Origin of the sequence: Micromonospora sp. WMMD735 (genome assembly GCF_049178995.1) — a bacterium.
Classification (GTDB): domain Bacteria; phylum Actinomycetota; class Actinomycetes; order Mycobacteriales; family Micromonosporaceae; genus Micromonospora; species Micromonospora wenchangensis.
The window spans coordinates 2,371,461-2,393,056 of sequence record NZ_JBMHMJ010000002.1; the positions used below are offsets into that span (position 1 = coordinate 2,371,461).

The following is a 21,596-nucleotide window of genomic DNA, read 5'->3' on the forward strand; positions in this document are numbered from 1 at the left end:
GTCGATGGCCGAGGATGTGCCCAGGGCCGGGACCGTCGGGCGCGCGCAGGCGCTGGCCGCGCTGGAGGCGCTGTGGTCCGACGGCGGGCGTCGTGATCCTTTTCCGCACGTACGGACCCTGCTGGCCCACGCCCCGGTCCTGCCGATCGGTCCGCGCCGCGCCGTCGTGCTCGGCTACCCCGAATGCGAGCAGGTCCTCAGGAACCCGGACGTGTTCCGGGTGTGCGACACGGTGTGGGCGGACCAGTCATGGCCCACCTGGCGCGACCATCCCTCGGTCTCCTCCATCTACAACGGGCTCAACCACCAGGAGGCGCCGAACAACCAGCCGGCCCGCCGGCTGCTGGTGAAGCTGTTCGGGCCGAAACAGCTGACCCGGCACCGCCCGCAGATGGAACAGCTCTGCCAACGGTACGTACGCAGGCTCGGTGGGGCCGCACGCGACGGGCGGGTGGACGTCACCGACGACCTGCTGCACCTGCCGATGGCGCTGCTCGCCACCCTCCTCGGCTTTCCCGAGTCCGACCTGCCGCAGCTGCGGGACTGGTCGACGGCGGTGATGGACGCCAACGACTTCAACCCGCCGGGAACGGATCTCACGGCAGCCGACGCCGCTGTCCACGAGCTGCGCGACTATCTGCGGGACCGCCTGCTCGGGGCCACGGCCGGACCGCGGGCGGACCTCACCGTCGACCTGGTCGGAGGGTGGCCGGCGGAGGACGTCGAGGGGCTCGTCGACAACGTCACCTTCCTGCTGGGCGCCGGCAACGAGACGTCGGCGGCGATGCTGGGCACGGGGGTGTTCCTGCTAGCCGAACAGCCGTACCTCGCCGCCCTGCTGCGCGACCGGCCGGACCTGGCGGCGGCGTTCACCCGCGAGGTGCTGCGTTACGACCCGCCGGCCAAGATGACCGGCCGGTGGGTGACCCGACCCACCACCCTCGGCGGGGTGCGCCTGCCGCAGGGGTGCATGGTGGTCGTGCAGGTGGCCGCGGCGGGCCGCGATCCGCGCCAGTACCCCGATCCTGATCGTTTCGACCCGTTCCGGTTCGCCCCGGTCAGCGCCGACGGCGTCGCCCAGGAGCCGCCCCGGTCGCTGACCCTCGGTGTCGGCCCGCACTACTGCGTCGGGTCGACGCTGGCACAACTCACCGGGGAGATCGTCTTTCCGCTCGTCGCCCGCGTCTGCGCCGGCCTGAGGGTCGCCGGTCCGGTGGTGCGGGCCGCAGGCATGGTGGTGCACGGCTGGGACCGGCTGCCGGTGGCCATCCCGGCACCGGTGCACGGGCCGGTCAACCCGCCGCAACCCGCGCGGATCGAGGGCGCGACGCTGCCCGACGCCCTGGGTCGGTTGGCCGTCGCGGCACCGGACACCGGCTGGGTGTTCCCGGGTGTGTCGCAGCGGCTGACCGCAGCGCAGCTGTATCGCGGGGCCGTCGCCGCCGGACGTGGCCTGGTCGCCGCCGGTGTCCGTCCCGGGGACCGGGTCGGGCTGCTCACGCCCACCGGCCCCGACCTGTGGCTCGGCGCGTTCGGCATCATGCTGGCCGCCGGCAGCGTGTCCGCGTTGCCGATGCGTCCGATGGGCGAGTCGCCGCAGGCGGCGGCGGCCCGCATCACCCGCATCGTCGACGCCGCCGGGATGCGCCTCATCGTGGCCCACCCACGGTACGAGCGGCTGGTCCGGGCGGTGCGCCAGCTCAGGCCGGGGCTGCGCTGCGTGCCCCTGCCGGTGGCCGGTGACCGCTGCGACCGGCTGCCCGACATCACCCCGGACGACCTGGCGGTGGTGCAGTACACCTCCGGCAGCACCGCGTTCCCCAAGGGGGTGACGCTGCCCCACGCCACCGTGCTGGCCGGGTTACGGGCCCTGCTCGCCTCGTCGGCGGTGACCGGCCGCGACAGCCTCGTCCAGTGGGTTCCCCACCACCACGACATGGGGTTCTTCACCGCCCTCGGGTACGGGCTGGCCGGACTGCCGGTCCACATGCTCACCTCCACCGACTTCATCCGCCGACCTGTCGCGTTCCTGGAATACCTGTCCCGGCAGCAGGTCACCGCCACCACCGGCCCCGACCACGGGTACGCACTGATGACCGAGGCGGTCGACCGGTCCGATCCTCGCGGGCTGGATCTGAGCCGGTGGCGGCTGGCGTACAACGGGGCCGAGCCGGTGCGTCCCGAAACGGTCCACCGCTTCACCGCGACCATGGCCCGGTACGGGGCCGCCGCCGGGGTGATGTATCCGGTGTACGGCCTGGCGGAGGCGACACTGTGCGCGGCGTTCCCGCCACCGGGCAGCCTGCCGCGCATAGTCCACGTCGACCGTCAGGTTCTTGCCGCCCGCGGACACGTCCGCCACGTTGCAGCCGACGCCGACGGGGCGCGCCCGCTGGTGTCCGTCGGCCGGCCGGTGCAGGGTCTGCGGTTGCGGCTGGTCGACCCGTCCGGCGTCGAGGTGCACGACGGCCGGGTCGGTGAGGTGCAGATCATCGGTGACTCGGTCACCCCCGGCTACCTGTTCGATCCCGACGCCACCGCTGCGGCCTTCGACGGAGGCTGGCTACGCACCGGTGACCTGGGGGTACGCCTCGACGGTGACCTGTTCATCGCCGGCCGCGACAAGGACATGATCATCGTGGCCGGTCGGAACATCTTCGCCGAGGACGCCGAGCTGGTCACCCACACGGTTCCCGGGGTGCATCAGGGCCGGTGTGTCGCGTTCGCCGCAGCGCAGGCCGCCGGGCAGCTCGGTCTGGACGAGGAACACCTCGTCGTGGTCGCCGAGAGCCTAGACATGGGCCGCGCCGCTCACCTCGCGGCGGACATCCGCCGCCGGCTGCAGGGCGAACTCGGCGTCAGCGCAGTGCAGGTGCACGTCGTACGGCGGGGCACGTTGCCCCGCACCACCAGCGGGAAGTGGCAGCGCGGCGCAGCCCGCGACCTGCTCGCCGGCACCCGGATGCCCACGGTGGCATCACCGTGACCCCCTCCCGGATTCCGTCGAGAACGACACCGATAGGAGATGTCATGACAACTGTCGACGCCACCCGTTCCGAGATCGTGTCGCGGGTGACGCAGTGGGCCCGCGACGTTTTCCACGCACCTACCGCCGAGGTGGACGAGACGACGGTGCTGATGGACATCGAGGGCGCCGACTCCATCCGGATGCTGCACCTGCTGGGACGCCTCGAAGCGCACTACGGCGTCGTCCTGATGGCCGAGGACACGTGGGTGCCGGCGACCGTCGGCGAACTGGCCGAGGACCTACGGCAGGCCGTCGGCCGTCGCCCGGTCGACGGCTGACGACGCGGCATCAACCGCCTCGCCGTTCAACCCCACGCACCCCGCGACCCACCGGGCCCGCCCGGGAAGGAGGACGACGACACCGATGAGCAGACCGACCACCCACGTCGTGACCGGCGCCACCGGCATGCTGGGCAGCGCATTCGTACTCGACCTGCTGGCCCGCACCGACGATCCGGTCTGGTGCCTGGTGCGCGCCCCCACCCAGCAGCAGGCACAGGCGCGGCTGCACACACAGCTGGTCCGTACCGCGCAGGAACAGGGCCGGTCACCGGACCTGATCCGCCGTGACCGGCTCCGGGCGGTACCCGGCGACATCACCGACCTGTCCGTGGTGGCGACCGCGCTGCGGTTTCCTCCGGGTCGGGTCCTGCTGTGGCACAGCGCCGCGTCGCTGGCCTACGAACCGGGCTACTCCGCTCAGACGCAGCAGGCCAACGTCGTCGGCACCGAGCAGGTCGTCGCCCTCGCGCAGGAACACGACGCGGAACTCGTCCACATCAGCACCGCCTACGTCGCCGGCCGCCGTCGCGGCCCGCAAGCCGAGACACTCCCCCCGTCCGACCAGCCCGTCAACAACCAGTACGAACGCACCAAGGTCGCCGCCGAGCGGCTGGTCGCGGCCTCCGGGCTCACCTGGCGGATCCTGCGCCCCAGCGCGGTGGTCGCCGACAGTCGCACGCTGCGCACCAGCGCCTTCTCCGGCCTCTACGACCTGGCCACCCGGGTTGCCCGGTTCCGCCGGCAGTACGAGAAACGCCACGGCGACCGCCTGTTCGGCCAGCCGTCGAGGCTCTGCGGCGACGGCCGGGGCGAGATCAACCTCGTGCCCCTCGACCACGTCGTCGAACACGGCGTGCGCGCCGGACTCCACGGTGCCAGCGGCACCGTCTACCACCTGACCAACTCCACCGCGCCGAGCGCCCAGGAAATGTATGACGTCGTGTTCACCCGTGCGGGACTCCCCGCACCGGTGTTCGTCGACGATCCCCGCGAACTCGACGCCCTGGACCGGCTGCTGGCCAACGCCCTGGCCTTCCACCTGTCCTACACCTGCTCACCGAAGACCTTCGACAACACCCACACCACAGGCCTGACGGGCGCGTCGGCCACCGCCTTCGCGGCGCCCCGCCCCGTCATCGGAGAACTACTCGCCCGCCACCAGCCGCGGCCCCGGCCGCTGACCCGAGTCAGGAGCACCCTCGATGTCCGCTGACACCCGCCAGGAACGGAACGTCGCCGCCGTCCACCGCTGGATCGAGTACTACAACACCGACGTCCACCGCATGATCGACGACAGCTACGCCCCCGACATCAACGTCGTGTGCCCGGGGCTCATCGACATCACCGACCGCGCCCAGTTCCACGAGATCGAGCAGTCGGTGCTCGACGCCGCACCGGACCGCAGGGCCCGCATCGAGAACCTGATCGCGGCCGATGACCACGTGATCGTCGAAGCGGTCCTGTTCGGCACCGACACCGACTCCGGCACCACCTGGGAAACCCCGTGGTGCGCCATCCTGACCTTCCACGACGGCACGATCGTCACCGATCACACCTACCTGGACCGCACCCGGTGGCCGTGGGTCAAGGACCAGAAGCTCGACGGCTGACTCACCGAGATCCATCGGACGTCCGGCTGCCCGACGCACCGCACCGCCGGGCAGCCCCGCTCCCCCGGCATCCCCACATCTCACCCCGGAGTCACGATGAACCCGCTGCACCATCGCATAGGCGAGTTGCTAACCACCCGGTTCGGCGTCGAACCCGGCACCATCCGACCGGATTCCACACTCGACGAGCTTCACCTCGACTCCCTCGCCCTGGTCGAATTCGCCGAGGTCCTCCAGTCGGAGTTCGGCGTGACGATCTCCGACGACGACATCTCCCAGACAGCCTCCGTCGACGACATAGCCGCCCTGCTCACCGCCATGGGCGCGCCCCGGTGACACCCGCGCCCGTCGTCATCAGCGGTCTCGGGCTGGTCACCCCCGCCGGCGTCGGCGTGCCTGCCAACTGGGACCGTGTCCTCGCCGGCCGGTCGACGGCGGTGCGGCCGCCGCAGCTGGCGGGGCTACCGGTCGATTTCGCCTGTGTGGTTCCCGACTTCGACGCCGACATACTGCTCGGCCGTCGGAAAACCTGGATGCTGGACCGCCACGCCCAGTTCGCCGTCGTCGCGGCCCGCGAGGCGGTCGGCGACGCCGGCCTGGACATCGCCGACTGCGACCCGAACCGCGTCGCCGTCATCATCGGCACCGGCGCAGGCGGCACCATCACCGCCGAGACCCAACACCGCAAACTTCTGGAGACCGGTGCCGCCCGGATCTCGGCGCTCACCCTGCCGATGGCGCTGCCCAACATGGCGACCGCTCAGGTGGCCATCGATCTCGGCGCACACGGCCCCAGCATGTCCGTCGCGACGGCGTGCGCATCCGGTGCCACCGCCATCGGTCTCGCCCGGGACCTGCTGCGCTTCGGCGTCGCCGACGTGGCGGTTGCCGGCGGCACCGATGCCGCCGTCACCCCGTACTTCGCCGCCGCGTTTGCCCGGATGAAGGCACTGTCCACCCGCAGGCACGACCCGGCCGGTGCCTCCCGCCCGTTCGACGTCGAGCGCGACGGCTTCGTGATGGCGGAAGGCGCGGGCGTCGTGGTGCTCGAAACCGAACAACACGCCCACGGCCGGGGTGTCCGGCCACGAACCCATCTGCTCGGCTACGGTGCGTCCACCGACGCCTACCACGCCACCACCCCTGCGCCCGACGGTGCCGGCGTCGAGCGCGCCATGCGCGCCGCCCTGGCCGACGCTGGGCTGGGTAGCGACGACATCGGCCACGTGAACGCGCACGGCACGTCCACTCCGCTCAACGACGTGACCGAGGCCGCCGCCGTGCGGCGGGTACTCGGTCGGGACACCGTCATCACCTCGACCAAGGGGGTGACCGGCCACCCCCTCGGTGCCGCTGGCGCCATCGAGGCGGTATACACCGTTCTCGCCCTGCGGCACGGCCTCGTACCGCCCACCGCCAACGTGCAGGCGGTGGAACCCGCCGTCGACCTGGACGTCGTCGTCGACGCGCCCCGGAAGAACCAGGGCACTGCCGCGGTCTCCAACTCCTTCGGCTTCGGCGGACACAACACCGCCCTCGTCATCGCCGTCACCTGACGCCGGCGGCCAGACCAACCGGCGATCGTGCCAGGTGATGGGGGCGTGCCGTCGCCCGCTTGAGAATGTCCACGTCTTCGCGCAGCCTGCGGTTCTCCCGCCTCAGCTGCGCGAGCTCGTCTCGTTCGTTGCTTGTCAGCCCGTCGGTGCGGGCACCGGCATCGAGGTCGGCCTGCTTGACCCAGTCACGCACCGCGGTCTCGGTCAGGTCGAAATCCTGGCTGACCTGTCGAAGCGTGCGGTCACCACGCTGGCACAACTCGACGATCTCGGCCTTGAACTCCGGCTGAACGAACGCCGAGGCCGCGACCGCTTCTTCCCCATGCTCTCCATGATGATGGACATCCTCCCGGAGACCCCAGGTCCCCTGATCTTGGATGTCCGTCAGAACGGGGGCAGGCCCACCTCCGGGCCGCCTATCCCTATGGTCAGAGTCACCCCGTCACCGCACCGCCGGCGTCCGATCGCCTGATACCGCCACCGTCCGCGTCCCGTGATGCTCACATCGTGATCACCGTCATTCTGACCTGGGACGCTGGGGAATCCGGCTATCCGTCTGATCTCTATGCGCGGGATGTGAGACGTACAGCGGGTGGTAAGGCGGTCTCCTGTCGTTGGAGTGTCGGGTCGCGCCGGGGTGGGCTGGGTCGCGGGGACCGAGTCTTCCTGTTCCGGCAGAACCGGGAGCGCGGCATCGTCGCAAGCGGAGCCGTGACCGGGAGCAGTGTCTTCGCCGACGCCCACTGGGAGGCTCCGACCCGCCAGGCGTGGTACATCACCGTGCGCTGGGACACCGTGCTGCCGGTGGAGGACCGCCTGTCGGTCGAGAAGCTGCTGGCAGGCGTGCCGACACACCACTGGAATCATGTTCTCGGGTCGGGGCAGCGTCTGTACCCGCCGTCCGATGAGCAACTCGAACGGCTCTGGTGGTCCCACCTCGCCGTCCTGCGTGCTTCACCAGCCGGTTTAACAGCCGAACCTGTCCCGGTTTCCGCGGCCGTCACACCTGCCGGAAGCGCGGAGGCGGTACCGATCGAGAAGATCGGCAGAAGTACGTACTCGCTTCCCAGCTCGGAAAGTGCCGTGGCCGTCAAGCGGGAGGCCGACCTCGTGGCCCGCTACCAGGAGCACCTCGAGACCTTGGGACACACCTGCGCGCGGTACCGCATTAGGCCGCCCGGCGAGCCGTACGACCTCTACACCGACCTGTTCGATCAGACTGCCGGTGTGTTGTACGAGGCGAAGGGAGTCGTTACCCGCGACGCTATTCGTATGGCGGTCGGGCAACTACTGGACTACAGCCGACACATTCCCGGCCTGCCTGAGCGTGCCGTCCTCCTGCCGGCTCAACCGGGGGACGACCTGCTGGCCCTCCTGCGCGCACAGAACATTCAATGCGTATACGAGCTGTCGCCAGGCCGTTACGGACGCGACTAGGTTCTGTCTCGCGGATCTTGGTTGTCGGGGACGGCGCGTAGCCAGTCGAGGGTTTCGACCAGATCGAGGGTGGCCTGGAAGTTGGCGGCCAACTTGTCGTAGCGGGTGGCGAGTCCTCGCCAGTGCTTACGCCGGTTGAAACCACGTTCGACCTGGTTGCGGCGCCGGTAGGCGACCGGGTCGAACGTCGGTGGTCGGCCGCCGCGTCGCCCCCGCCGCTTCCGGTTGGCGATTTGGTCGTTGGGCTCGGGGATGACCGTGGTGATGCCCTTGCCCCGCAAGGCGGTCCGGTTCGCGCGAGAGGAGTACGCCTTGTCACCGGTCAACGAGTCAGGCCTCGTACGTGGCCGGCCCACCCCACCGGGACGGGGCACCCGGACCTGGCCCAGCAGCGGGATCAGTTGGCGGGTGTCGGCTGCCTGACCAGGGGTGATCCGGGTGGCCAGGGAACGGCCACGTCCATCGGCCAGGGTGTGGATCTTCGTGGTGAGACCACCCCGCGACCGGCCGATGGCCTGCGCTGCCCGCGACTCCTCCCGGCTCAGCCCCCTTTACGGGCACCGGCGGCGTGCTGGTGGGCACGCACGATGGTGGCATCGACCTGCACGTTCCAGACGATGCCGTCGTCGAGTTCGGCCAGGGCGATGACGTGGGCCTTCAACCGGGCCCACGTCCCATCGGCCGCCCACCGGGAGAACCGTCCGTGGGCGGTCTTCCATGACCCGTACCGTTCGGGAAGGTCCCGCCATGGCGACCCGGTGCGTTTCACCCAGCAGATCGCGTTGATGATCTGCCGATGGTCCCGCCACCGTCCACCCCGAACGGGCTGCGCCGGCAACAACGGTGCCAGCACAGCCCACTCGTGGTTCGTGAGATCACCTCGCGCCATACCAGGCTTAACGAGCGACACTCATGATCCGCAAGACAGAACCTAGTACTGCTACGGCAGTTGTTTAGGGGTAGCCGCGTCGTCGGTAGTGGCAGGTTCGGGCTTGGTGTTGGCGTCGTCTGCGCCATCGAGACCATGCCCAGACGTGCTCTGGTGGGTGGGTTGATCGCACTGCGAGTGCGGTGAGGAGTCTTCGGATCTCCGGTACCGTGTAGCCGATCATCATGCCGTCGCCGGCGCTGGTTCCCCTTTTGCCGCAAGGGATCTGGCTGCGGACAGCCAGGCGTGGGCGGCCATCGCGAGGGTGATGTGGGCGTACCAGGCCCGTCAGTCGCGGACCTGGTACTCGTCGAGCCCGGCTTCGTTCTTGGCCTGCTGGAAGCACTCCTCGATCGCCCACCTCGCGCCCGCGACACGGGCGAGGTCGATCAGACGGGTGCGGCGTGGTCCGTAGCAGACGTAGTAGGCGATCTCGCCGGTGGTGATGCTGCGACGGGCCAGGAGCCAGTGTCCGCGGCCGGGTCTGCTGCACCGATAGGTGACATCTGAGATGGCTTGCCCTGCGGGCGGGCTGGAAGGATGTTGCTGTGCCCAAGCCGTACCCCCGAGAGTTCCGCGATGACGTCGTGCGTGTCGCTCGTGACCGCGAGCCAGGCGTGACGGTCGAGCAGATCGCCAAGGACTTCGGCGTGCACCCGATGACTTTGTTCAAGTGGCTGCGCCAAGCCGACGTCGACGCCGGCGCCGCGGCCGGGACGGCCGGCAGTGAGTCGGCCGAGCTGCGGGAGGCGCGTAAGCGGATCAGGTTGTTGGAGCAGGAGAACGAGGTCCTGCGCCGGGCCGCTGCCTACTTGTCGCAGACGCATCTGCCGGGAAAAGGCTCTACCCGCTCGTGAGCGAGCTGGCCGCCGACGGGATCGGCGTGGCGGTGACGTGTCGGGTGTTGAAGATCGCTCGTCAGCCGTACTACCGGTGGCTGGCCCGACCCGTCACCAGCGCCGAGCAGGTAGCGGCGTACCGGGCCAACGCGTTGTTCGACGCCCACCGCGACGATCCGGAGTTCGGCTACCGGTTCCTCGTCGACGAGGCCCGCGACGCCGGGCAGCCGATGGCCGACCGCACCGCGTGGCGGATCTGCTCCGGTAACGGCTGGTGGAGCGCCTTCGGCAAGCGCAAGCGTCGCGGCAAGGGCCGCAAGGTCGGCCCGCCGGTGCATGACGATCTCGTGCGCCGGGACTTCACCGCCCAGCGGCCCAACCAGTTGTGGCTGGCCGATATCACCGAACACCACACCGCCGAAGGCAAGCTCTACCTGTGCGCGATCAAGGACGTCTGGTCCCACCGGATCGTCGGCTACTGCACGACTCACGGATGAAGTCCCGCTTGGCCGTCACCGCACTGGACAACGCCGCCGCCAGACGCGGTGACCTGGCCGGCTGCATCCTGCACACCGACCGCGGATCCCAATTCCGGTCCAGGAAATTCGTCCGAGCCCTCCACCGCCACCACATGACCGGGATCGATGGGCCGCGTCGGCGCCGCCGGCGACAACGCCGCCATGGAATCCTTCTTCGGACTCCTGCAGAACAACGTCCTCAACCGGCGATCATGGGCCACCCGCCAGCAACTACGGATCGCGATCGTGACCTGGATCGAACGGACCTACCACCGCCGCCGACGCCAACGATCACTGTCCCGGTTGACCCCCGTGGAATTCGAGACCATCATGCACCCACCGGCCAGTCAGGCCGCGTGACTACACCTGTCACCTGCCGCTGCAGCAGACCCGACAACCTACGCTTACCGAGCGTCACGAATAAGAGTTGTCACTGGTCGTCAGATACTAACTCTGACCTGCTCACATCCGGTTATCGACTGGTCCACAGTTATCACTGAAGGTCGACCCTTTGCGGGGATTTTCGGGGGGTAAACGGGGGCACATGCATATGACGCCAGCACATGGCTGACCACCGGCAGCAGGTCACCGTGTTGGCCGGACGCGCGTTCTCAGTAACCAACCTGGCGACGACCATCTCACCTTCGCCGATCCGACGCAGCAGAGCCATCCTGTTGGTTGGAAAACCCGACCTGACGCGTCTACCATGGAATCCCTGCAACGTCTTCGCCCGGCCATTCAGCGGCCGCCATGAACGAAGTTGGCCCAAGCGCTGGCGTCAGCTGAGACTCCGTGGTGAAAGCTGCGAAGTGATTCGGGCATGGATGCAGGCAGTATGCGAGCCGGATCGAGCATCCAGAGCTGGGCAAGGTGTAGGGCCTCCCACACAGGTCGGCTCTCGGCGGTCAGGTAGTGGTGGAACATGAACAGCAGCAACGAGGTAGCACGGTCTGTCACCGGTCCCAGGGCAGACAGCACCGAGCGTGCCCCGGCCGCTAGGAAGGCGGCGCCGAGGGTGTAGGCCTCTTCATAGCTTCCGGCGACCACACTGGTGTTGCTCGCCGCCAGCACCACTACACCGAGTTCGCGGTCGGGCGCAGCGGCCGTCAGCCGGACGAGATCCTCGCCGAATAGCCGCGACTCGCGCGCGAGTAGCAGGTATGATCCGTCAGCCGTGACGACGCCGTGGCCGGCGATGTGCACAACGTCACCTGGGGCTGCGCCGGGCGTCGTAAGCCATGCGCGCAGCTCGTCAGCTGTGCCGGCACCCGACTCGCTGATCCCACCCTGAGGCAACCTACCCATGTAGACGCCGCGAGGATAGAAACTCTGCCAGATCCCGTACGCCTCGACGGTAGCGCCGGGCAGCGAGCCGTCCGGGTCACCCACGATCAGACCGGACCCCGACGGTAGGACCGGTGGGAGTGCCGCGCTACGGCACAGCATGCGGGCCGACACCGGAAAGGAAAACGCGACCGTACGAATGGCCGGCTCACCGTCGGCACGCCGTGCCGCCTGCCATGGAACCAGGCCGAGCTCGCCGATCGGCACCAGTGCGAGCCGGGGCACCCGGTTCGCTAGCCGGCGGGTCAGCCTCGGCAGGAGCTGATCGACGATCGGGCCGATGGCGACGCGCCAGGCCCAGTCGCCGACCTGGTGCGACTCGTCGGGCTTGTCTCGCAGATGAAGTAGGGGAAGAGTGATCAGAGCTTCCATGTCCTGCGCGGGCACCGCCACCACGAAGCCGGGCCAGCCTCCGCCGCCCGGGACGAGGTAGATCAACACGTCTAGGTCAAGCCCGGCCAGCGCTTCGCGAATTTCTTCCGGCGACGGAGCATCGAAAATGCTGCCGTGCGGAGTTGCCTCGGCCAGGCTGTCCATTATCCGGCGCCGCAAGGCTGGCGAAACGCCACCCTCGATGGTTGTCCGCCGCCACTCGTCCGCGAGGTCGGGACGGCCGATGGAGCGCAGCCGTTCGAACATCGATGAATGTTCGGTGGCCGCGAAGAGGGTCAGGCCCCGGCCGGCTTCCAGCGCCAGTACCGCTCCCTTCGCGTCGCCACCTTGCAAGCACCGCTGAGCAACCGTGGTCGCCGCTTCGACGGCTTCCCGCGCGACTCGGGCGATACCCGACGCATCTGGTTGCTCGAGAAGCCGCCAAATGTACCCGCGCAGTCCTTCGGCCGCATCGAGATGGCTGTCCTCAACGGCACCGAGCCGGAGGCGAACCGCAGCGAGCATTCCGTGCACCATCGACCAGGCGGTGTCCTGCGGACCTTTCAACAACGCCCGTGCTTCCCGCAGCAGACCCTCGGCCTCTGGCAGGTCAGCGAGGCTGTCGGTGTGCTCGGAGCGCCGGAGCAGGCCGAGCGCGAGGCCGGATAGGTAAATGGTCCGCTGCGGATCGTTGAAGCCGCTCGCCGCCAAGGCATCACGCATGTGCTCGACACCCTTGTCTATATGGTCGGGATCGCGGGCTGGGTCAATGAGGTACGTGGCTGCGGCAGCGTGGGTCAGCGCAAGTTCATTCGTGTCGGCCGCATCGGGACGCAAGAGCCGCCCGCCCAACGCGTCCATTACGGCGAGAAGATTATCGATTCCAGGACGTAGTGGGGAGTCTGCGTCCAGCCGGTCCCGGCTGCTCCGCAGCCGCTCGACCTTGCCGGCCAGATCATCGAGCGGATCCGCCGTCATCTCCTGCAGCACCGAAAGGGTTTCCAGCATCGATTTTATGGACACGTCGGCTTCGGCCACAGATGTAGCCAGGTAAGCGGAGCCCTCGATGCGGACCGCGTTATCCCGGACGATCGAATCTGATTTTAGGGCCAGGATCGCTCGAACGAATTCGACCATAGGCACGGTCCGCCGGTCACCTGAATCGAGGTCGGCGGCCAGCCGGTCCACCTCGGCGAAAGCCTCGACCGGATCGGCCACATCGTCTGCGGCAGCGTCCGCGACAGTCACCATCATGCGGACCAGCGCACGCATCCGGCGCCACATCGTGACCGAAAGCGCCTCGCCATCGACCAGCTCGGTCAACACGCGCAGCTCGCGGCGCAGCGCGACAATGTGGTTCCCGTCACGGGTGAGGAGCCCCCAGGTCAGGACCGCAGCGAGGACGGCGCGCACTGGACCGCTCACCGGAGTCACCAAGAGCTTGCCGACGACCTCCTTGATCGCTGCCTCCCCAGCGAGGGCTGCGGCTACGTGGGAGGTGAGCTCTCGTGTCCGTTCCAACGACGGATTGCCGCCGGGACCAAGCGGAAGCCTGCTCACTAGCCTGAGTAAGTTGGGTAGGTACTTTTCCGGGTCGGCCTGAACCAACACCTGATAGAGCTTCAGGGCCTCCGAGCATGCGTCGGCAGCGCGCTCTGGCTCCGCCAGAACGGCGCTTAGGCTGTCCAGCGACCTGGCGAGCCCGTCTTGGTAGGTCGCGGGGTCCGTTGCGGCGAGCTCCCGATACAGAGCCACCGCCTCCTCGAGGGCGGAGGACGCTTCCGCCCATCGGTCCTGCTCGGACAGGTAGAGGCCGAGTTTGCGCAGCGATGCAGCCAGTCCGGGCATAAAGGCGTCCGGCTGGACATCGGCCAACCGTCGCCGGATCGATACTGTTTCCGCGAGGGTGCTCAGTGCCTCTGCGTGCCGGCCCAGCTCGTTCAGGTCGGTCGATAGGTTGTTCAGCGACCGTGCCAGGTCGGGTAGGTAGGTGGCGGGATTCATGTGGGCCAACATGCGCAGGATCGTCACCGCTTCGCCGCTCGCGGCGAGCGCGTCTTCATTCCGGCCCATTTCCGACAGTGCGACGCCGACGTTGTTTAGCGAAGCGGCCAAGTCCGGCCGGAACGCTTCCGGGTTGGCGTCCGCCAGCTGTCTGCGGATCACCACCGCTTCTAGGTTATATGCCAGCGCTTCCTCCCGTCGCCCCAGCTCAGCGAGCATGACACCGATGTTGTTGAGCGCCATCGCCAGCTCAGGCCGCGACGTGTACCGGTTCGTCTCGCTGAGGCTGCGGTAGAGCCGCAAAGCCTCCTCCGCGGCCGGAAGCGCCTCCTCCGGCCGGCCGTACTCGGCTAATCTGATCCCCAGATTGTTCAAGGATCTGGCAAGGTCGGGCCGGCGATCGTGCCGCCGATAGTGCTCGATGACGCGTCGGAGCAGCGCGACGGCGATCTTCGACAGTCGTAGGCTACGATTGGGAAGTCGTTCGGCGAGCTGGGCGAGAATCGGTTCCGGGGTGTCCGGTGCTTGGACAATCCCGTTCAGCGCCGCCAGCAGCGGTTCCGGCGACTCGACCTTGGTGACGACCTCCAGTGCGGGCGCGGCGAGGATGTTGGGATGTTCGACGCTGAGGGCGACGAGTCGCCGGCTGAGCACGTCGCCGCGCGAATGATGGGGCACCGCACGGGCGTAGTGGACGAGCATGCGCTCAAGCTGCGCGGATGTAGCTGCCGGGAGCGCTCGACGGACGAGGTCGTCGCCGATCGCAAGGCGGTCGGCGAAGAAGTGCTCAGCGAGCCGATCGGGTAGCATCGATCCCCACGGATGGGTCTCGTCTACCGGCGGGTAGAGTGTGGCGATCCAGTCGCGCACTTCTTCGCCGAGTCCCGAACCGGCGATAGCGTCGAGGCTGCCGAGCAGCCGCTGGCCTTGCCCGTGGTCGTCCGCGCCGAACAGCAAGGCCACAGTCAGTGCGTCGACCAAGTCCGGCTCGTCCAGTCTCGCCAGCAGGCCCGCGTTGCTGGCGGCTTGTCGCCAGTAGCGGCGCTCGAACAGCAGCAGCCGGTCCTCGACCAGGGTATCTAGCGCCGGTCCCCCTGGTGCCTCGTCGAGAAGGTGGACAAGCGCGGCCATCTGCATCGCCAGGGGCGACGTGCCGGCGGGCAGTTCCGGCACACTCAGCCGGTCGGCGATAGCCGGCCAGTTCTTGTCGAGATAGCCGCCCAGCGCCTCAGCGAACGCGCGAGAGGCATCGAGATAGGCTGCACGTCGACCGTCCGGATCGGGCTGCCAGTCAGGCAGCTTGGTCATTACAGCGCTTCGCAGCGACGGAACGGTTTCCGCCAGGTCGTCCCACCAGTCGCCGGCCGATCTCGCCAGCAGTAGCAGCCGAACCAAGGTGCGACCTTGATGTCTCTGAAAGGCCGCCAGCACCGCCCGGACCTGCTCGGAGCGCAGTTCCGCGTAGTCGATGACGACCAGCAATGGAACGTTCACCCCATCAAGCACGCCTAAGTGGACGGGTTCGGCTTCTGGTCGCAGGCGCAGCACCAACCATGCCTCGGACTCCAGCTGAAGTCCTAGTTCCCACGCGATTCGCGTCTTGCCGTGTCCGCCCGGAGCGTGCAGCAACAGTACCTCCGGTCCGCTGCCCTGGCACCAGGTTCGTAGCCCTTCCATCACGTCCTGTCGGCCGCGGAACGGCGCTACGCGCAGGCTCGCCCGTAACAGGTCAGTCGGGCGCAATCTCGAGGCCGGCTCCGCCTCGGCTAGCGCCGGTAGTCCGACAGGCCGGAATGCGGGGACGAGATGCCGACTGACGATCTGCCGGGCGGCTCCGTCCTCGATCATCGCGCCGACAGGCACGATAGCCAGCCGCCGCCCGCCCGCTGCGACGACGAGACCGGTCAACAGGCCCTCGCAGAAGACCGGCGCCCCTGCGAGGCCTGGTTCGGCGGCGCGCGGCAGCTCGACCATTGGCCGGTCGCCGTCGCCGGCTCGCAGCTTTCCGACCAGATGAACCGCGTCGCGGCTCGGCGCCGCCGACGGCCTGCCCCAAATCTCGGCCGGTACGTCGATCGTGCTCGTCACGATGCGGCCCCACGGCGTGCCGCCACCGTCGGTGTAGGACGGACCGGCACCGGAAAACTCGACGAGAGCGAGTGCGCCCCGCCACACGACCGTGCCGTGGTGGCGCCCAATGACGTCGCTAACTTCGATCCAGTCACCGACCGCTCCACCCAGATCGGCTGACGTCGCCACCAGTCCGGACGCGATCAGATAGCCCGACCCGACGGTGCCGCGACACTGGACCGCGACCACACGAGCCGAACGCACGATTTGACGGTGAGCCGCGTCGGACTCCTCCCGGTAGGCGTCGGAGATGAGCTCCGAAGCAACTCCAGACCACTGGTCGCGATGCGTATCGAGGACGTCCGTCAGCCGGTCGCCCAGTTCGGCGCGTCCCTCGGCAGTGCTGACGGCGTCCGCAGCCGACGCGTTGGCATGGGTGCCGGACGGCGTCCGTTCGTCGAGCTCTCCCACGGCTACGGCGAGCAGTGCTCGATCGGCCGAAAGTCCCACTGAGCGCAACGCGGTCCGCTGGATCCTCGGGAAGCGGTCGCCAAGTTCGGCGGCAAGGTCGCGCAGTACTCCTGGCGCGCGTGCGACCGCCCGGGCCGGAAGCGTATCGTAGAGCTTGGCGGCCTCCTGAAACAGGTCCTCGACCGTCTCCGGTGCGACGGCGACACCCTTGCGGATGAGTCGCAGCCGATAGACGACGAGGGTCAGATGGTTGATCAGATTCGATTCGTCGGGTGGCAGGTCACGGGCGTAGTCGAGTGCGGTGGTGATCAACTCATCAGCCCGGCCAAGCCGCCCCAGACCTTCCGTGCACCGCGCGGCGTGCGCCGACAACCTAAGGAAGTCAGAGACGCGACCGGCGCCGGCGGCACGTCGGAGGCCATTCTCGGCGATCTCGGCCGCCGACTGGAGCCGACCCAGCAGCTCAAGTGCCTGTACTTCGAGGTCGAGCAGCTCCAGCGCATCGTCGCGGCTGCTCGACCGGTGCTCGCGGATCCCGTCCAGGGCCGTGGCTACCTGTCCGGCGGCGATATCGTTGCGCGCCCGGCGCAGGATCAGCGCGCGGCGTACGTCGCGGTCGGCTGCCGCCAAGTCATCTTCGGAGACCGCCACCGCCGCCGACTTCCAGGCCAGGTAGGCCTTGGATGGTGGTGGCAGTTCCTCCAGCGACGGGAGCAGCTCCGGCAGCGCCGCGTCGTCCCAGAAGCGGTCGAGGGTACGGCGTGTCTGCCGCAGCATCAGCCGGTGGTAGAGCTCCTCGGCGCGGGCGCGAACGCCACCCCGCGCGCGGTAGTACCGCACTGCGGCCTCGTGAATCCGGCGTACGGCGGTGCTCTCCTCGGCGGCGAGCGGTTGCAGCATCATCTGGCGCACGTCGGTACGGTGGACCAGCGCATTCTCGGCCGGGTCGAGCTCCACCAGCATCGCCTCCCGGGCCAGTCCGTCGAACATGCGCCGCGCGGTCGCATCGTCCGGGACGTCCACACCGCAGGGCTTGGCCAGGACTGCACGGATTAGGTCGGCGGTCACCCGCCTCAGCGTGAGGCCCGGATGCGCGATACGGCGGACCGCTGGATCCTCGATGTGCCCCAGTAGCCGACGGTAGAGCTCACCCTCGACCGTCCCCCGACTCAGGGCGAGTGCCCGAAGCGCCTCGTCGTCCGGGGTGTGCCGCAGGATGCCGGCGGCCAAGCGAATTCGCAGCGGGCTGGTGCCGACTTGGTGGAGCACCACCTCTAAATCCAGGTCGGCGGCGGACTCGCCGAGCTCATGCCGCAGGAGCGTTCGCGCTTCGGCCCACGGCAAGCCGGTGATCTCGAGCTCATCGGAGGTGATCTGGGGAGCAGGTGCCCGGCTGGCGAGGACGATGGACAGCCGCGGAAGGGCTTCGGTGAGCCGGGCCAGCAGATCGCCGAGCCGTACGATGGCGGAACGGTCGCGGCGCTGCACCTCCTCTAAGGCGTCAAGGACGACGACATACCGGTGATCGCCGATCAGCTCGTGCAGGCGGGCGGCGAGCGACGCTATATCCGGGGCGGTGACGGTCCACTGCCGGCCCATAAATGCGTACGGCTGAGCGGTGTCGCGGGTGAGGTCGGCAGCGGCCGCGCTCAGCTGCGTCACCGCCGGTTCGAGGGCATCCTCGACCTGCACTGCAAGCTGACGGGCCAGGACGACGACGATGCTCGCAGGACGGGCGGGGTCGACCGCGCTGCTTTCAAAGGACACGTAACCGATGAGGCTGCGTCCGGCATCGGCCGTACGCAAGAGGTGCCGCGCCGCCAGTGCCGACTTGCCGATGCCCCCGACCCCGCGGATGAGTAGCGCCTCGCTGCCGTCCCGGCCGTCCAGCAGCTCGAGTTCCGCGTCGCGCCCGACGAAGCCCTTGCCGGTCATCTTCCGCAAGGACGCCATGAGCTCGTGCCGACCGAGAGCCTTGCGTGTCTGGTCGGGCCCCGGCACTTGGGGCCCGGCACCACCCAGCCAACCCGACAACCAATGCAGCGTCCGAAGCTCCGGCCCGCTCAATTGCCCGACCGGCCGCGGGTCATCCTCACCCAGATACTCGTCGATCAGCGCCTGCCGCTCGTCACTGGGACGGTGCGGAAGCGCACTCCAGGCCGCGCGGAGCTGCTCGAACGTGCTCACGGCAACTACACCGCGGCGTACGGAATCGTCCACGACCCAATGCCGCTTGCCGTCCGGGCCGACGACTCGGTCGGAATCCGCCAGCAGGCTGTCGACCACCGAGATCGGCGTGTCGTCGGCACCCAGCCAGCTCATCTCGAAGTGGGACAGCACAGCGGCACGCCGCTTGAGCTCGAGTAGGTCCGATCCTAAGTCGGTCATCCTGGGCTCACCCCTGCGAAGTGATGGTGGGCGATCTGGCTGGCCCGGCGCCCGAGACTACGCAGATCGACCAGGCTCGCCTCGGCGAGAACGTCCTTCACGAGCCGGTCCAGCGCAGCATCGTCTAGATCTGCGCCGATATGCTGGGCTATGTCATAAAAAAAACCTGCTATGTGACTCGTGTCGATTGGCTCGATTTGCTCGATCTGCAGGACGTCTTGCACTGTGGGCGGGAAATCGCCAGGGTGACCTGTCACGATCAGGCGGGTCTGGCCAAGCTGATTATTATCGACCTCTTTCGCAAGATTGCGAACGAAGCCGTGCACCGCAGTAGTCACGTTTGGACGATCCAGGCCGTCAATGAATATCCAGCGGTAAATCTGGGGCAGGGTACGGAAGCGACCGACGAAATCGCTGCTGAGCTCCTTGGCGGTGCGATGGCACTCGGTGTATAAGTCGGGATGGAAGTCGGCGGGCATGCCGAGCCGCCGCGCTAGCCGGGCAACAAAATCCACCGCGTCAATATCGTTCCCCTCCTGCCATTCGTCCGCGATATCGACCAGGATCAGCGTTGCGTCGACGTCGATGCTCCCAGCGACGTGCTGGATCAGATAGCGGCTGTGCGATTTACCCGATCCCGGATCACCGCTGATGGAGAGGACGGGATATTTTTCCTTATCTACACTCCTCAGTGCGGCGGAGAGCTGCGAGCGATCCACTAGGGGCCGACGGGATCCAGGCCCGACCAGCCGCGCTTGGTAACGGTCGGCGCACCGATACCAAGCCGAGTTGGAAAGACGGGCAGCGAGAACGACGTCCAAGTCGACCGCGACGGCCGGCTTACGCGACCGTACCAACCGGACGAGTTCCTCGAGCTTGTGTTTTTGGGCGGCCTCCCTGGTCAACGTCCGCCACACGATAACCGCCGGTCCACTCCATTCGATCTCACCCGGAGACAGCCCGATCGTCTGCCAGATCTCCTGCAGTTCTCGCAGGTCCCAGAATGCCTTGGTCAAGGCATCGTGAAGAATCGTGGTCGTGTTGGTGTCCGACCAGTCAGGTTGATGAATCCAGAGAACCAAACGTCAACTCCGCCACGAGTCGATGCCGAGGGCGCCCATCCGGTCGACGACTTTGCCGATCGACCGACCCTGGTTTCGGAAAGCCTGACCGTCGTCGCCGGGCGCCTCCACCCACTGATGGTGCAGGGCCACCACCTGCCACTTCTCGTCAAAGACCGGCGACCCCGAGGACCCCGCCTCGGTATCAGTCCAGTACTGCACCACGTCGGCGTCGACGTGACGCACGACGTTGTGGTGCATAGCGATCTTCTTCGGTAATCCCTGCGGGTGCTGCACTATGTAGACTCGGTCGTCGACCGAGACCGAGGCGCCCGCCTCGATCGGCAGGATCGGAATGTCATCGGACAGCGGCTCGGCAACATCGATCACCGCGAAGTCATGCGTCCGGTCCCCGCGGATCGTACCGGGGTCACAGCCGATCGTCATCGGCTTTCGCAGCACACCCCGGACGTCCAGTTCATAGCCGAACGCCGCCTGAACGGACGCAGCAGGAGCGTCATCGTTGTCCCAGTTGTGCAAAACATGATGGTTGGTCAGCAGCGTGCGCTGACCAATGCGGAAGGCGGTCCCGTAATAGTGGGCGCCACCCATCGTGACCAGGAGCCGGCACACCGCCGGAGCGCATCGAAGCCCGTGCTCCAGGAAGGCGATGTCGAGCAGCGTCTCCTGCCCTTTGACGATCTGCCTTTCCCCGCCGAAGTTCTTCCATCCCGGGTCGGACGGCCCGAGAACTCCATCCGCGCCCGCCGGCAGGGGCGCGGTGACAACGGGCTCCTCCCGAGACAACTCCTCGATCCTCGTCCACAGGGCCGGCTGACGGGCCAGAACACGATCCAGCAAAGCAGGAAGAAGCTGACACCCGGCTGCCTCGTTGATCACCTGAAACCAGAGATTCCGTGCCGACCGGTCCCATGCGATATTGCCAGGCGAGAGACCCGCGTCCACGGTTATCAACTCGATGTCCCGGTCCCGATAGACACTGGCGGCGAGAGCGTCGCGCAACTCCCGAAAGGCCGGCATGTCCCAAGGGACTGGATAGGAGTTAAGAAGCAAGGTCATCCAGCAATTCGGTCGATGTAGAGGTCGTCTGTCATCTATGCACCATCACCGGTTGATTGGACGCGAGGACATACATGATACCCGACACGACCGGCTGATCTCCTCCCGCGATCACCCGACCCGCACGTCACCCGTCGGACCGATGCCGCGCAGGCGAGCAGCCGATCGGCGCCTCACGGCAGGACTGCTTCCATGTAGGAACGTTGCGTCGGCGATAGTTATTAGGGCACCTCAGCTGCCTTTGTCGGCGAGCCCCATGAGAAGGGGATCTTGTCGTCGCGGCACTGCCTGGGCTGCGCGACGCGCGCACGAGCCCAATGTCGAGCGGATGATAGCCTTGCTTCAGCACATGGTAGTCGGGTGCGTGGGTCATCGCCGTGGTCGAGCCGGTGCCAGGTGGTCTTGCTGGAGAAGGCAGAGGATCGTCGCGACGCCATACAGCGTGGCAAAAGTAGACCCGGCAGTAAGGCGGGATTTTGATTCTCATCGACACTGACCAGCGCCGACACCATTGACGGCCGATGGCCGGCGTTGGTACAGGCGACGAAACCTCGATCAGTTCATCGAAGCTCGCAGTCTCGGGGACAGCTGCTGGTAGTTGCTGCGGGT

Annotated in this window: 12 protein-coding genes and 2 pseudogenes; 8 read left to right on the top strand and 6 right to left on the bottom strand. The window is 67.8% G+C overall.

What is annotated here, in order from left to right; genetic code table 11:
• The first annotated feature begins 4 nt into the window (after positions 1-4).
• From ACN268_RS10130 to ACN268_RS10155, 6 genes are all read left to right on the top strand, one after another.
• Entirely contained in the window at positions 5-2,986 is a 2,982-nt protein-coding gene (locus tag ACN268_RS10130; RefSeq protein WP_421482917.1) for a cytochrome P450, read from the top strand.
• 44 nt (positions 2,987-3,030) lie between these two features.
• Positions 3,031-3,306 carry an acyl carrier protein gene (locus ACN268_RS10135; RefSeq protein WP_421482918.1) on the top strand — a complete coding sequence of 92 codons (276 nt, stop codon included), beginning with the start codon at positions 3,031-3,033 and terminating at the stop codon, positions 3,304-3,306.
• An 85-nt stretch (positions 3,307-3,391) separates the two neighbouring features.
• Entirely contained in the window at positions 3,392-4,522 is a 1,131-nt protein-coding gene (locus ACN268_RS10140; RefSeq protein WP_421482919.1) for an SDR family oxidoreductase, read from the top strand.
• On the top strand, positions 4,512-4,919 hold the full coding sequence (locus tag ACN268_RS10145) for a nuclear transport factor 2 family protein (protein ID WP_421408767.1): 408 nt from the start codon (positions 4,512-4,514) through the stop codon (positions 4,917-4,919). Before ACN268_RS10140 ends, ACN268_RS10145 begins: the two co-directional genes overlap by 11 nt.
• Positions 4,920-5,015: 96 nt before the next feature.
• On the top strand, positions 5,016-5,255 hold the full coding sequence (locus ACN268_RS10150) for an acyl carrier protein (protein ID WP_421482920.1): 240 nt from the start codon (positions 5,016-5,018) through the stop codon (positions 5,253-5,255).
• Positions 5,252-6,475 (top strand): beta-ketoacyl-[acyl-carrier-protein] synthase family protein, encoded by a 1,224-nt coding sequence (locus ACN268_RS10155; RefSeq protein ID WP_421482921.1) that lies wholly within the window; start codon positions 5,252-5,254, stop codon positions 6,473-6,475. Before ACN268_RS10150 ends, ACN268_RS10155 begins: the two co-directional genes overlap by 4 nt.
• Here the strand turns inward: ACN268_RS10155 and ACN268_RS10160 are convergent.
• Positions 6,468-6,863 carry a transposase gene (locus ACN268_RS10160; protein ID WP_421486850.1) on the bottom strand — a complete coding sequence of 132 codons (396 nt, stop codon included), beginning with the start codon at positions 6,861-6,863 and terminating at the stop codon, positions 6,468-6,470. The two genes, ACN268_RS10155 and ACN268_RS10160, sit on opposite strands and share 8 nt — an antisense overlap.
• Before the next feature lie 119 nt (positions 6,864-6,982).
• Between ACN268_RS10160 and ACN268_RS10165 the strand changes: the two genes are divergently transcribed.
• Positions 6,983-7,912 (top strand): hypothetical protein, encoded by a 930-nt coding sequence (locus ACN268_RS10165; protein WP_421482922.1) that lies wholly within the window; start codon positions 6,983-6,985, stop codon positions 7,910-7,912.
• On the opposite strand, the gene ACN268_RS10170 is transcribed toward ACN268_RS10165, so the two are convergent.
• Together ACN268_RS10170 and ACN268_RS10175 are read right to left on the bottom strand one after the other, a co-directional pair.
• Positions 7,909-8,801, bottom strand: a protein-coding gene (locus tag ACN268_RS10170; RefSeq protein WP_377683343.1) for an IS5 family transposase whose coding sequence is annotated in 2 segments (ribosomal slippage) — positions 7,909-8,454 and positions 8,457-8,801 — 891 coding nt in all. Because the reading frame shifts where the segments join, the coding sequence is not laid out codon by codon here. The genes ACN268_RS10165 and ACN268_RS10170 overlap by 4 nt on opposite strands.
• Positions 8,802-9,023: 222 nt before the next feature.
• A pseudogene (locus ACN268_RS10175) lies at positions 9,024-9,323 on the bottom strand (IS701 family transposase); the annotation flags it as partial.
• Between the two features lie 65 nt (positions 9,324-9,388).
• Here ACN268_RS10175 and ACN268_RS10180 point away from each other — a divergent pair.
• A pseudogene (locus ACN268_RS10180) lies at positions 9,389-10,557 on the top strand (IS3 family transposase).
• Positions 10,558-10,935: 378 nt separating this feature from the next.
• Here the strand turns inward: ACN268_RS10180 and ACN268_RS10185 are convergent.
• From ACN268_RS10185 to ACN268_RS10195, 3 genes are read right to left on the bottom strand one after another with little or no spacing between them, the layout of a single operon-like run.
• Positions 10,936-18,846, bottom strand: a complete 7,911-nt coding sequence (locus ACN268_RS10185; protein ID WP_421482923.1) for a CHAT domain-containing protein — start codon at positions 18,844-18,846, stop codon at positions 10,936-10,938.
• Positions 18,843-19,928 (bottom strand): effector-associated domain EAD1-containing protein, encoded by a 1,086-nt coding sequence (locus tag ACN268_RS10190; protein WP_421482924.1) that lies wholly within the window; start codon positions 19,926-19,928, stop codon positions 18,843-18,845. The genes ACN268_RS10185 and ACN268_RS10190 overlap by 4 nt, the downstream gene beginning before the upstream one ends.
• 3 nt (positions 19,929-19,931) lie before the next feature.
• A complete protein-coding gene (locus ACN268_RS10195; RefSeq protein WP_421482925.1) occupies positions 19,932-20,987 on the bottom strand; it encodes a trypsin-like peptidase domain-containing protein in 1,056 nt (351 codons plus the stop codon).
• Between the last annotated feature and the right edge of the window lie 609 nt (positions 20,988-21,596).